The sequence below is a fragment of the Pseudomonas sp. PS01297 genome, from assembly GCF_029959305.1.
GTDB classification, from domain to species: Bacteria; Pseudomonadota; Gammaproteobacteria; order Pseudomonadales; family Pseudomonadaceae; genus Aquipseudomonas; species Aquipseudomonas helleri.
On record NZ_JASCPQ010000005.1, the window covers coordinates 26,671 to 40,613 of the forward strand.

Sequence of the window (13,943 nt, forward strand, 5' to 3'; positions counted from 1 at the left end):
CGCGGGCCGCATGCCACGTCGTACTGGGGTCACCCAGTACGACGGGAGCTCACCTAACTGTTTGAATTTGGCTCGTACGTATCGTTTTCGTCTTCGCTGATGGTGTACCAGGTGCAATAGGTCTGGCGACTGAAATCACCGTTGGCATGCAGTGTCTTGATCACGCGCCCCAGTGGGTCGTAGAACAGTTGGTCGCAGTAGCCGTTCGCACGCAGTGACGCGTCATTCAGATAACGGTATTGATCAGCAAAGTACGGTTGGTACTGACGGATTGCCTGACCTTTGTTGTTGTATTCGACCCGGCCGCTGACTCGCCAACGCTTGTCGCTGTGACTGCTTACTGGTTTGTCGCTGCTGTCCAGTGTCAGGGCACCGTTCTTGTCGATTTGATAAGCAGGCCCAGGCACGGTCAGTTGTTTGTTTTGCAGAACCCGGCCGAATCCGTCGCTGCACGCCAGGCTGATACGGATGATCAGCTCAGCACTGTCCGTACTGGTGGGGTAGCGGTCGGCTTGCAGCACCGCCACATGCACGGGTTCACGGTTTTTCATCCAACTGAAGGGCTGATAAAAAAAGGCGCTGGCCGCTTTCTGCACGGCTTTGCCAGGATCAGCAATGGCGGCTTTCGGGCTGTCATCTTTGGGGCGGACATAGTTATCCAAGGGGTCAAACCCCACGGGCTTGCTGTCTTCTTCGCCGTAGAAGCTGGTGACCAGCAACTGACCAAATGCGTTATAGCGGGCCTCTTGCACGTTGTTTTGCGGGTCGGTGATCTTTATTGGTAGCAGGCAGCGATAGTCATGTTTAGCCTGGGTTGTGCAGCCATCCGGGGTTTTAACCGAGGTGACCAGACAGTGGTAGCGGTCATGTTCAACCACAGTGACCCCATGGTCTTCTGTGGCGCGAAAACGATTGGCCCGGTAAAAATCGGCAAGACCGCTATAGATCGCAAAGCCTTGTTTGATTGCCCATAACACGGTTTTGGCGGGTTTTTCAGACAGGTCTGGCTCTGGATCTGGCAGAAACGGAGTCATCGGGGTGTAGTGGGCCTCGGTCAGCGCCTTTTCCAGGTCGAAAGGTTCGGCTCCGGGCATGCGTGGTACGTCGTCATACACGGCCAATGCCTGTTCATCCAGTTCCGTGTGTTCACTGTGATGCTCCAGCGCCTGAATAGAGGCCTGGCCTGCAGGCAGGGGGGTAGAACTTTGAGCAAGGCAGTAATAGTGCTCGGACATGCCCGCCAGCACGCGCTCGGCATTGACGCCTAAAGGGCTGTCAGCGGTGTCTGAAATGAAGTGCTCGTAGCTGATGCGTCCGTCGTCCAGGGTGTTCGCGCCTTTGCCTTTAGGTAACACTAATGCATTGCTGCGCTGACGATAGGGCAAGCCCAGACGCCAGCATTGAGGCTCGACCAAGTGAATGGCCTGGGCGCGGGCTTCTGTCAGGTAGTAGGCTTGTTGCGCTGAATCGTGGGTATCGCGCCACCATGTTTGCTGATGCGTGTCGGTGAACGGCGGCGTGTCGGTCGGGAGTTTACGCCGCGCGTAATTGATCGCCACACCGTGTTCCAGGCTACCGTACGCGTCTACACGCAGGTTAAGGGTATGGCTGCAGGCCGGATCAAGCGGTTCGCGCTCATAGCGTCGGGCAATCGACTCAATCGCCAGCAACATGCACCCTGAGGGCTCCAGCATGCGGACCATGTAGCGTTGCTGGTTGACGGAGTAGGGCACTGCCGATTCTGCTGGATCGTTGGCGGCGTAGATCTCCTCGCGCAGCGCCGAGCCGCTGAGGGCCTTTTTCATCTCCCGGACCATCGAGTCCGAGCGAGTGGTGATCAGTGCGTCTTGAAGGCTGTCGGTGTCCAGACGGCTGAGCAACGTTAAACCTGGGCTCTTGGCATTTTTGTCCTTGTCGTAGTAACCAGTGAGTGGCATGTCAATGTGTTTGCCGGTGTGAAACCACGATTTTCTCAGCAGTGCATCGCTGTGTTCGGTACCTGAAGGCTCACCGAGCAGGTTGGGCGTGTCAGTTTCGAGCAATAAACCGTACCCCTGGAACGAGCGTTCCCGACTGTCATAAAACCCTTCCCGGTACTGGAACTGCTGGATCATCCGGTTACCGCTGATCAAGTCTTGCTGCTGCTGCTGGCTGACCAGATGCAGCGGGAATGGCAAACCGCTGACCAGGGGTTTTTTGGCTAACTGACGTTCTTGTTTTTCATCCAGCCATTCCTGAGCGCTACTGCGATAGCTCAGGGTTGCCGTCGCCCCCATATTGTTGGTGGCGCCGGTCAGCAAGTATGGCTTGTGACTGACAAAGTCATAGCGCCAATGACGGGGTGTGGGATGCGTCGTCGTCAACACTAGACTGGAGCAACCAATGCCCTGTAAATCGGCAGTAGTGACTTGGCAGAAACGATCATGACGCACGCCTTCCGGCCACTTTAAAAAGGCGGGCGGCGATTGCAGGCCATTACCAAAGCGGTTCATAAAAATCTGCACGTGATCGGCTTCTACATACAACAGATCGACCGCTCCGGATCCATCCAGGTCAGCCAGTAGAACCCGCGATGGATCGAACGCCGCGTAACTGAAAGGCAGGTTGGCGAACACAAAACTTTTACCGAAGCGACCGCGTCCCAGGTTTGGCCAGCAGGTGATCTGGTCATGGCGAATACGGATCAGGTGCTGCTGCCCGCTACCCAGTACATCACTGAACGCGACCAACTCAGTGGCCGAGTTACCCGGTTGCGGCAGGGCGTCAGCGTCGGGTTCATGGTCTATCTGCTGGGCTGGCGTAAACCCTGCAGTGCCCTGATTGATATATAGCCGAACACTTTGGCTGCCGATCAGGGCAAGGTCCTGGATCCCGTTACCCATCAAGTCGGCCAGTTGGCCGGCAGGGTGGAAAAACTCTTGGGGCAGTGCTGCAAACGGGGTAAAACCTGACCAGCTTCTGTCGCCATTGAGGGTGAAAAAGCCGCTCATGCCGGGCTGTGCGAGCACCCAATCCAGCTGGCCATCACCGTTCAGATCGCTCAGTGCTTGCAGGGTGGGTTGGCTCGAGTCCGCAACAGGCACACGAGGTAAAACTTGCGCCGGGCCATAGCTCACCGCGTCCTTGCCCTCGGACGGCGATGCTCTGAGCGGTTCCCGGTAAGTCCAGTTATGGTCTGAGCGACTGAGCACCCCCGGCAGGCCATCGTTGTATAAATCCACTAGCTGATAGCCTGTCTGACTGAGGGGCACCTGCAAAGCGTCGAAAGGCCGGTAGTTTTCAGGCTCGGTTTTCAGCACAAAGGCGCTGTACCTCAACCTCAGTGGCGGCCATTTACCCGTGCTGTCGGATGCGTCATAGGCCTGGTTTTGCACGATATGCAATAAGTTGCCGCCCGTTTCAGTGAACTGGTATTGCAACACCTGGCGCCGGACCAGCACTGGAGCCGGCCCCATCTGCGGCTCGTCAGGAAAGTAATGGAACATCAAGATTTGCTGACACAACCTTTGCGTGCCGAGCTCAAAGCCGTAGGTGTAATTGAAGAACGGATCCTGACGCTGTAACCAGGGATTCTGTTCGGTGTAAGTGGGCTTTTCGGTCAGCCCTATTGCTCGTTCTCCATAGTCCAGTACCAGCTCAAAGTGCCACTGTATGTCTGCCGGAGCATGGCTATTCCAGAGCACGAGATTCTTCAGTGCCTTGAGATTGGCATAGCAAACACGTACCAGATAACGCTGCGCCCGATAGTCATGGGGTTGGCTGGCGTCTTGGGCGGCCGTCTCGCTTTTGTAGTCGTAGTAAATATGTTCGCCGTGGGGGCTCAAACTTTCTTCAAGCAGCCATTGCGCGACATGCTCGGGCGCATCGGGATCTGCACAGCGCGCCGCTTGGGTTTTGCCAAAAAAATGGATGTTTCCATCGCCACTCTGTACCAACCAGAAACCCGACGTGTCTGCGCTGGTCGACCAATGTTCGATACGATCAAAAGTGCTTTCGATACGCGGAAAATAACGCACCACAGTGTGTGGCGCGCTGAGTTCTACACCGTTGAACTCACTGACGGTGCTGGAGATGAGCGCTCCTTGTGCGTTGCGCTGGGCGTACATTTCCTCACCGCCAGCGCTGATAAAGCCATCCTGCTCGGTGTAGGACGGCACGCCCTTGAGCGTATTACGAACAATAGCCCCGACCGATAAACTCCAGCCCATGCCGAAAGGGCTATTGCCGAGCGTGCTGCGGTAACTGAGGCTCAGTGATGGTGCGAAAGCGCGACCGGGTGACAGCGGCAGTGGTATGTCAAACGATGCCTGCCCCGTCATGCCCACAGCACCCCAACCCGTGCCGATGCTCTGGATGGCACCCCCGCCCTTGGGCAGAGCAGGGGTGAGCACCTCATTATTGCCTGGTTGGCCGGTCATGCTCTGCCTCCCGAATTTTTTGCGGTGTAGCGCACGTGCACAATGATGTCGGTCAATGACCCCAGCAGGATGGCCTGATCTTCAGGGTTGGGAAATGCCAGTTGCCAGCGAGACACGGCGCCAGTGTATTCGAAGGGTAAGTAGCGCTCATCGTGATCGAAATTCAGAGTAAACAGGCCGTTGTCATTCAGGCCGGTAGAGAGGGCTATTTCTTCATGTACATGCAGGTTTTCCTTGATGCTGTCTGGCGCTTCGGAAAACTGGATTTTGTTGTAAGTCTGGGTCAGGGTGGCCTTGATGTTCTCATAAGGCCCCAACGTTGCAGGAAGCGACACACTGATGCTTTTGATTCGGCGCAGATAGTGCCCCGGATAGTCAGCATCAAACAGTGCTTGAGTGAGTTCAAAGTCTACGGTGCCGTTGACCAGCAGATCAGTCTTAAGTGCGCTCCACTCTGGAATCAGCGTCGCATCGCTGTTTTTGCGGTGCAGTTGGCGCAGTGAAATGGTCTTACTGATTTCCAGCGTCCGCTGGTTGTGCTGCAGGTAGGCAGTGCTCATTTGTAGCAGATTGAGCTTAAGCGACTCACCCGCCGCCAGGCCCCGATATTGATTGTTCCACAGGGTGTTCTGAATAAATGTCCGGGTATAGTCTGCCTGCTCAAATTGCCAGCATGCTTGAGCGACCAGGCACAGTGAATGAGCCATGTCATAGGCCTGGAAGTAAAACGTCGCCAGTTGGTTGTTGAGCCACTGATAAAGTTGAACGCTGCAGAAGCGTTTGCTGAGTGTCTCGTAAGTCGCTTTGGCCTGTATCAGCGCCGTTTCAGTGTGTCTAAGTTGTAAGTGCGAGACTCGGCTTTGCTCTGTATAGGTTTCAAGCTGGGCATCAATCTGACTGAGTTCAAGCTGGGCTTGCTCCAGTGCGTAACTCCACTCTTGGTTGCGGCGGTTGAATTGCTCGGTGCGTTCAAGGTGTAGAGCATTGGAGCGTTTTATGTGGGCTGCACCCTGGAGTGTTGCTTGTAGTGCGTGCGCAGCGCCTTCATATCGCACGCCACCATTTGAAGTGCCGAAAATATTTGGCACTAACATGGCAAAACCGGCAGCCGTCTGGGCGGTATAGGCGCCGATCTCCACCATTGCACTTTCCTGATACTCCTGAGTGGCCCGGGTTTCACCCGGGTTGACACCTTCCAGCAATTGTTTCTCGAAGTACTTGGTGCGGGCTTCGACGATCCTGCGACCGGCGCGCAAGGCCAACTGATTTTTTTCATCAACGAGCAGTGCTTGAGCCTGCTGTTCTACAGCCACTGCGCTCAGGTCCCATGCCTGTGCATATTGCTGCGCGATCTGTTCTGTCTGCTCTTTTCGCTCAAGTAGCGACAGCAAGGTGTTTCCAAATTGAATCAGGTTATCGACAGCCAGCATGGCCTGCGCATGCATCACCTGGAAGCGATAATGGCCAGCCTGGATCTGCTGTGTGTGCAAGGCAGTGATGTGACTGTTGCCTCCTTGAGCCGCTCTTGACAGTAGCGCATGCGGTGATAGCGGGGTGGCATACAAGGAGAGTTGCAACGGTTTACCCGCGAGGTCGAGATGGTGGCGCAAGTTATGCAACCGACTGTCTATTTTGTCCCATCGTGCAGTCAGGCTTGGGTTCAAAGGTCGGAGAAAATAAGGTGTGTCTGCCGTGAGTGAGGACTGATTGTCGTGAGCGGAGCTACGACTTGGAACCGCTAATGCCACGTCTCTCTGGCTGACATTCGCTTCCATTTTTCGCAGGTCATCGGACGCTGTCGCACTTAGTTTTTCAAGAGTGATTCTGGTCCATGGATCAATGGTTGTAAGGTCCGGGCGTGGCCCGAGCAAACGTTTGGCGCGTACATACCAAAGCTTGGCTTCTGCCATGCTGTCGGCGGTCATTTGTCGGTAAGCGGCATCGCCTCGATTGATCAGAATATCAAGGTACAACTGGTACAAGGCCTGGCGAAAATGAACAGGCGCACTTAAAGCAATTTGATTTGGATCGTAAGGGTTGTCTCGGGCATAACTGAGTTCGCTTATGGGTGTTGTGAGGACTTTAAGCCGCCAGACGCCGGAATTATTATCCTTAGGGTCAGTTTTTCTACCCGGATTGAAAAGATAATGCAGCCATTTTTGAGCCTCAGCATAGCGCTGTTCCATATTCAAGCGATAGGCAACCAGCCAAGGCAGATACAAAAAAAGCTCCCAGTAGTACTTGCCATGGGCGCCATGAAAGTCAAGCGCCTCAAGTAGGCCATTATCTTTTAACTGAGCTTCTAACCATGAGTCGGGAGGTAATGAGAAGAGCGTTTCAAGGCTGACATTAGCCGCTTTTGTCAGCGTTTCGGCAAAACCGGTGTTCATACGTATAGACGTACGCAGAATATTTTGTTGCGGGGCATCACTGTATTTAATGATTGAATCGCTGAAGTCGATATATTCGATTGTGCTCTTGGTGTTTGATTCAACTCGCTTGAGTTTTGGCGCTCGCGGAATAATGGATTTAGCCTTTGTGTCCAGTATTACTGTCACTTCCTTGAGTGCATAGCCCAATAGGTAAGGTTGCGAGTGCCTGATGTCCACCTCAAGAATAGCGACGCCATGCAGAAGGGTGATTTTTGACTGCTCTGAAACGGTCGGGTTTGCTGCATTAGTTACAGCATAGGTTTGTAGGGATTTAGCGTCGAGTTGCACTTGAGTTGTAATTGACTGTCCGGGCTTTAGTTCAAATGACGTACCTTTTAGATAGCGACGTGCTTCGTCATCCTCGCCAATGATGAGGGTGTTTTTGCGGAGTATTTTTTCCGAAACAGGCGGATTAACCTTGAGAGGAATGATGATGATTTGCTTGTAAGTGCGAGTAAAAACTGTGATTCTCAGGTCTTCGAACAATAAGTCGTTTAATGAGTCTTCTTGGTTGTCGGGTTTTAGCTTGACACTGATCGTGTAGGGGTCGGAACTAAGGTTGAGAAAATGGTTGAAAGTATCTGTGTTTATTGTCCAGTCTTTCAGGTTGATGGTTGTTTGGTTGTTTTCAAGCATTAGTTTGGTCAGGTGTTCGCTTGGAGGTGGCTTGATAAAATCTGAAAACGCTTCAAGGCTCCTGGTGTTGGTAATGACGATTTGTTGTAAATGCCTAGAGGCGAGAGTTTGTTGCGTAAATGTAATAGAGGAGGATGAGTCTAATCGCGTGCTGGGCTGGCCGTCTACGGTAAAGGTAATCACCAGTTCAAGCCTGATTCTGTTCGGGCCAGTGCTTGACTCAATAATGAGTTTTAAGTGTTTTGGAAAGTGTTTTTCTACGGTGGACTTAATTTCAAGTGAGTTGGTGGTAGTGTTGAATCGCATCTCGTGTTCATTTGAAAAGTTTTTTATGTTGTTTTGCGTCTCTTCATAGTTCCAGGCAGTTGTGTTTATGTCTATGGGTGTGTTGGTGTATTTAGCTTCTAGTAATTGGCTGGTAGGGGCGTGAAAATTGAAGTTGTATTCGTTGTGAATTGCAAAAATGGTTTTGTATTGTTCGGCCAGCTTCTTATGTTCTGGATAGGCTATAAAGTCTTGCAGCGTTCCAACAGAATACAGTGGCTTGATATCGAACTGCAGGTCGAGTCTGACGGCTTGGTAAAAACCTGGAGCCAGCTCTGTGATTGTTTGGTTGGTACCGATCTGGACGGCTTTAATGTGCAAGCCCAGAAATAGAGAAGGCGGGTAAGTTTTTGAATCCAGCGTGGCAATAGTAGTCGTGGCGGCATTAATGCCATCTGCACTTACCTTGAGTGTGTTGTACTCATCAATGCAGACTTGTGGCATGCTCCAGCTACCATCGTATTTCTGATATATGTAATTCAGGCTGATCTTTGAAAGGCGAGTTTTAAGAAACGATTCGGAGCGGACTTTGTACTGCTTTTCGTCTTCGTCATATTTAAAGTCGGAAAGCTGGGCGGGCTCACTGAATGAAGGGGTGGGTTTTACCACTTGGGCCCAAATGATGAACAGCCGATTGTTGAAATACACCGGGCGAACACTGCGATCCGGGATGTTTTCTGATGCGGGCAGGGGGATTTTTTGCCAGTCCGACCAGGCTGAGGCTTCAGGTTTGTCGTTTTTTGAGGCACTTGTGCTATTGGCATGCGGATCTATGGCACGTTTGGCCATGTCCAGTGACCGCCAATAATAGGTATTCTCTGCTCTTGATTTGCCAACGAAGTAATAGGTGCTGTTGGCCATGTTAGTGATGTCGCCATCAATGTAGCCGTTGAGGGTGGTCAGGTTGGCAATATCTTCGAATCGACCCAGATAACTTTGTACCGCAGAAAGGACGGAGCTTGATTGAATTCGACTTTGATTAATGTCGTTTTCAAGTTGCTGAAAATTATCGGTTTTGTTATTTCGCAACTCTGGATTTAAAAACGTAGCGGGGAAATACCGTAACTGCTGGTGGGCATGCCAGATTGAATAGGTATGCAGCGTGTCTTGCCAGGTTGTAAGTTGCGCTGGAGACATGCCCTCGGATTCATAGCCGGGCTCCAGTCCCAGTGAAATGCCATTGATATATTGCTGCAGGCTGGCAATGGCGCAAGCCACTCGACTGGTGGGCACGGCCTGACTGACAAGCACATCCAGCAACCAGTGGGTGTAAAGGTCTTCGGCTGTCTTGAATGTTTGTGTCAATCCCAGTGTTTTGAGTTCTGCGTCTTGGGGGAGTGCATGGGCTAAATAAAATGCAAGTTGTGCATCTCGCAATTTTTCATTGAGTTGCTGATCGAGAGTTTGAGGCATGGTCGTTCCTTGAGTTATTCAGAAAGAAAAACGTTATGGTTTTTGCGCCGCGATGACGGCTTTGCCCAGCAATTGCCATTCAGGATCGGAGATATGCGCGTTTAAATGGATGGCTGTCAGCAGCAATTTGCTGGAAAGTCCGGTAATTGTGGCGATGTCATGTCCACGCATCAGCCACTCCAGTTCCTGCACTGAACGCACTCGCTTGGCTGGCAAGCGATTGACTAGCCCTTCAATTTCTTTGGGGTCCCAATTGAGGATCGCTCCCAGTAATTTGTTGCAGCTTTGAGCCAGTTCGGCCGTATCACTTTTCACGGGTTCGGGATTCGAGACTGCGAAGTAACTCAACAGGATGTCCTGCGTCACTGCGTAGGTGTTGATGCAGTGGTTGAATTGCTGGAACAGATACAGGGTATTAAGGGTCAATTTGAGCATAGAATGAGGACCGTTATGGCTGTCCAGCCAATGCGGCTTCAGTAAAAACATGTGCAAGGCCTCTCGCGTCAGAGGCAACTGCAATGTGTTTTCTGCATCGGGGATTATTAACAGCAGGTTTTTGAGCTCGTAGTCTGATCGTGGCTTTGCGAGTGCGTTTACGAATTGGCGAGCGACATGCTTTAGCCGCAGCTTTAGCAAATCGCTCGAATCAGGCAGGTGTGAAGTGTCCTTGAACAACTCCATAATGTGCTCGACTACTGGCTGAATACGCTTGTAGGCTGACACCAGAAGGGGCTCAAGTGTTTTGAGCGTTATATCTTTTTGTTGTTGGGCGATGTGGGTGTCAGTGTTGAGCTCTACGTGATTAGAGATGACATTCTTGATGCCTTGCTTAAGAGATTTCAGGCTGGAGTGTTGAACTAACTGTTGGGCAATCAAACTGCGCCAGGTTTGCGATGCGGACGGTAACTTTGGGGTGGGGTTTGGCGTTGTCTTAGCCTTACTCTTAAGCGTGGGCAAAGATAGTGTATCAATCTCTTCTTGGTTGAATATATTTTTCTTGAAGTTATCAATTAATTGATTGAGCTGCTCTAACTGGTGGGTGACAGCCGAACTCTGCGGTTTATCATTCAGAAACAGTTGATGGCGCAATTGCTGCACATTGCTGCCGTTACTCTTCAGCCAATTGACTGCCCAGTCCATTTGCATAAGCACATCAAGAAAGTCCGCCGGCGTATTAGAGCCTGAGGAGCGCAAATCGGGTTTGATCCAGTGTTCAGAAAAGTTTGCAGCACCCAGCATCTCAGCGAGATAAGCGCAATCCATAACGGTAAGCCCGAACAGGCTGGCAATCCGCGTTTGTCGGTAAAAAGCAGAAAGCGTTGTTAAGTCATTTTTGAGATCGCCGCTGATCTGTTGGGTACGTTTAGCCACAAAACCCAGTGACTCATCCGTATTGCTAAGGCCAAGTGCTGCACAAATCTGATACAGGGTGGTTTGTGTGGCCATGTCTGTTGCGTTCAGGTTCAGAGGGCTGTCATCGAGTTTCAGGGATTGTTCGTTTAATGCCCCTCTGTTGAACACCCGATCGAACAACGAATCACTGTTCCCCACTGCATGGACAGGCAGGCGGTACAGCAATGCTGAAAACTCTTCAGCCTGCAGGCCGTATCGACGGTTAAAGTAGCGGTAGACGCCTAGTACACGCAGGGTGTTGTCATTAATAGCCAAAGTTTCTTTCGAGCTGTCTTCACAACGCGTGGCGCTGATAATCAGGGTATCCAGTTGTGTAAAAGATACTTCTAACCAGCGCTGCAAGCGGATCATGCGCTGCAGACGATCAAATTTTTCGGCAGTGGTGTTCAGCAGTTCAACCTCACCTTTGTCATTGGTTTGAAGATCTAACCGTTTGCTTGAGTCGTCTTTTGTTGTGCCATTGACGAAGTAAGCACCATAAAGACTGGCCATCGGTGCAGGCAGTATATTTTTAGAGGGCCGAGGCAGGTACTTGCCTCTCGCTAGCAGTTCATCCATCTGTGCCGATGTCAGCCCGGTTTGCTGCATAAAATGAGCAAGCTTTTTCAGAGCTTTTTCATCGCTGCCATAGTGGGTATCGAAAGCGGATTTACTTTCTGTCCAAAACTGCTCGGTTAACAGGAGTTGTTGTCCCGGACTTAACTCTGAAAGCAGTCGCTGGGCCACGTAGGCCTCTTGGAATACCTTGCCATAAGCGTTTGATGGCAATTGACCGAGCGGCAAACTCAGGCTCAATCGATAATTCAGCTCTCCCACCCCGGGCTTGTTACCGCTCAAGCCCAGCAAGCATTGTTGGTGCGCTAGGTCAAAAGGCAGATTAAAGGGATAGCGCGTAATCGCCAGCACCTCATTCACCGATTTGCTGTTCTTCACATCGGAATTCGCCTGCGCCTCATTCACCGATTCACTATTCTTCACATCGGAATTATTGGCCAAGTGTTTTGTCAAAAGCCCGGTCAAGGTTTCATTGACAATGGTCAACATCGGTAGCTGCCTGGAGACGCTTGAGTTGTCTATCACCATGTCTTTAAGGGTGGGACGTCGTATCGCGAGGGTATTGCGCTTGTCGATGTTTTTACCGGTTTTTTCGACCTGCTCAGCAAACAGGTACAAGGCCCGCAAGTAAGCTACAGGCGAGTCGAGTGCAGCGATTGATGATGCCTCGCAAAATGCACTCCAGTTTTCTTTAAACAAGGCTGCATAGGTCGGCCCGACTTGGGCTTCACTGTCAGCGCTACGTTTGTGCCGGGTCTGGTCATCACTGAGCGACGCTTGCTCCCGGTGCAGGAACTCCAACTGTGCGGCGTACCCGCAGGCGTTGTCATAGGCCTGGCCAGCATCGTCATCGCAGTGTTGGGCCACCTGCTCGATAAATTCGGTTCTGGATAAGCGAATGATGTCGAAGACCGAATGCAGGTTGAGCGCTGCCATGGTCTGTTTGAAGTCAAGCCTGCCTTCGGCGGTTGGCGCTGGAGGATCGATTAACGAATGCAGCAGAGGGAAGGAATCGGGCATAGCGAGGCTACTCCTTAGGGCCAAATGGACAATCCTTTGGTCCCTTCGAAGCTATCAAGGCACTGTGGTGTAGACAGCCAGACCGGGCCCTTTGCAGGCTAGGAGATATCGCTTCTTCTTACAGATAAAGGCGTTTTGCTTGCCTGACATAATGGCGCGAATGAAAAGTCGGGCTACGCATTAACCTAGTGTTAATCGCTCGGTGTGACGCTTCAGAGCCGTTGAGGAGGGCACTTTGCTTCTTTCAGCGTTGCATCTGGCCCCAGCCCCTTTAAGGAACTGCTATGTCATTTATCAAGCGCTCATCCGCCTGTCTGTTGGTCGCCTGCGCTTTACCGTTAATGGCCAATGCGGCGTCCGAACCCTCGACGCCAAGCTACGGTGAGGAGCTGCAAGGTTTTGAATACCCGTACCCGCTGCATCACTTTGCCTTCCACTCTCAGGGCCAAGCGCTACAGATGGGCTATATGGATGTAGCGCCGACCGGCACCGCCAATGGCCACACGGCGGTTTTGCTGCATGGCAAAAACTTCTGCGCGGCGACCTGGGGTGACAGTATCAAGGCCTTGAGCGATGCGGGTTATCGGGTGGTGGCGCCGGACCAGATTGGTTTTTGCAGCTCAACTAAACCGGCAGACTACCAGTACAGTTTTCAACAGTTGTCAGCCAACACCCATGCTTTACTGGCCAGCCTTGGCATCGACAAAGCCGATGTGATCGGCCACTCCACCGGCGGTATGCTCGCCACGCGTTACGCGCTGATGTACGCGCCGCAGACCGAGAAGCTGGTGCTGGTCAACCCCATCGGTCTGGAAGACTGGAAGGCCCTGGGCGTGCCATGGCGCAGCGTTGACCAATGGTACGAGCGCGAATTGAAGCTGGATGCCAAAGGGATTCGTACCTACGAACAGAACACCTACTATGCAGGGCAGTGGAAGCCTGAGTACGACCGCTGGGTCGATATGCTGGCCGGCTTGAACAAAGGGCCGGGGCACAAGCGGGTGGCGTGGAACTCGGCGTTGATCTACGACATGATCTTTACCCAGCCGGTGTTCTATGAATTGCCCAACCTGAAAGTGCCGACGTTGTTGCTGATCGGTGATGCCGACACCACAGCCATCGGCAGTGATATTGCACCGCCCGAGGTCAAGGCCAGAATCGGGCATTACAAGGTCTTGGGCAAGCAAGCGGCCAAGCTGATTCCGGGCGCGCAACTGGTCGAGTTCCCCGGTATGGGCCATGCGCCACAAATGGAAGATCCGGCAGGGTTTAATCGGGTGCTGATAGAGCGATTAAGCAGTTTGTAGTCGCTGCCGCAGGCTGCGATATTGCGGGTGAAAATCCAAAGATCGCAGCCTTCGTGCCTCGGCAGCTCCTACACGTTGTGCGTATTTTCCTGCAATCGAGCCTTGATTTAGAGCGCTTACCTGCGTTATAGCTAAAAAGGTATTCAATAGTTTTACAGGAAATGACAACCACTTATGGACGGAAGCACACGTATCCATCGCCAGTTCGGCTCACATTTCGCCACCCTGATTGCGCAATGTGGGCCTCATCTAAAAGGCTGTGTTCGCGCAACCACAGGGTGTCTCTCTCGCCTCCTGGCAAACCTCGCATTACCCCACCTAAAACCCTGTTTTTCAGGGAGCAGTGCCAACTGGCGTCACTGTTACATCCCTCCGCCTGATTTTTTCTGATCGTTCGCCCAACCGGCGCGTTTACCGCACGTTTT

4 protein-coding genes are annotated in these 13,943 nt (G+C 52.2%); 1 reads left to right on the top strand and 3 read right to left on the bottom strand.

Annotated elements, in window-relative coordinates:
* Nucleotides 1-53: 53 nt before the first annotated feature.
* Genes QMX84_RS03390 through QMX84_RS03400 form a run of 3 tightly spaced genes read right to left on the bottom strand, consistent with a single transcriptional unit; the run spans nucleotide 54 to nucleotide 12,211 of the window.
* Nucleotides 54-4,418 (bottom strand): SpvB/TcaC N-terminal domain-containing protein, encoded by a 4,365-nt coding sequence (locus tag QMX84_RS03390; RefSeq protein WP_282363150.1) that lies wholly within the window; start codon nucleotides 4,416-4,418, stop codon nucleotides 54-56.
* Nucleotides 4,415-9,223 carry a neuraminidase-like domain-containing protein gene (locus QMX84_RS03395; RefSeq protein WP_262124684.1) on the bottom strand — a complete coding sequence of 1,603 codons (4,809 nt, stop codon included), beginning with the start codon at nucleotides 9,221-9,223 and terminating at the stop codon, nucleotides 4,415-4,417. Before QMX84_RS03395 ends, QMX84_RS03390 begins: the two co-directional genes overlap by 4 nt.
* A 33-nt stretch (nucleotides 9,224-9,256) precedes the next feature.
* Nucleotides 9,257-12,211: a Tc toxin subunit A gene (locus QMX84_RS03400; RefSeq protein WP_262124685.1), complete on the bottom strand. Its 2,955-nt coding sequence runs from the start codon at nucleotides 12,209-12,211 to the stop codon at nucleotides 9,257-9,259.
* A gap of 341 nt (nucleotides 12,212-12,552) precedes the next feature.
* Between QMX84_RS03400 and QMX84_RS03405 the strand changes: the two genes are divergently transcribed.
* Nucleotides 12,553-13,518: an alpha/beta hydrolase gene (locus QMX84_RS03405; protein ID WP_262124746.1), complete on the top strand. Its 966-nt coding sequence runs from the start codon at nucleotides 12,553-12,555 to the stop codon at nucleotides 13,516-13,518.
* The last annotated feature ends 425 nt before the right edge of the window (nucleotides 13,519-13,943 follow it).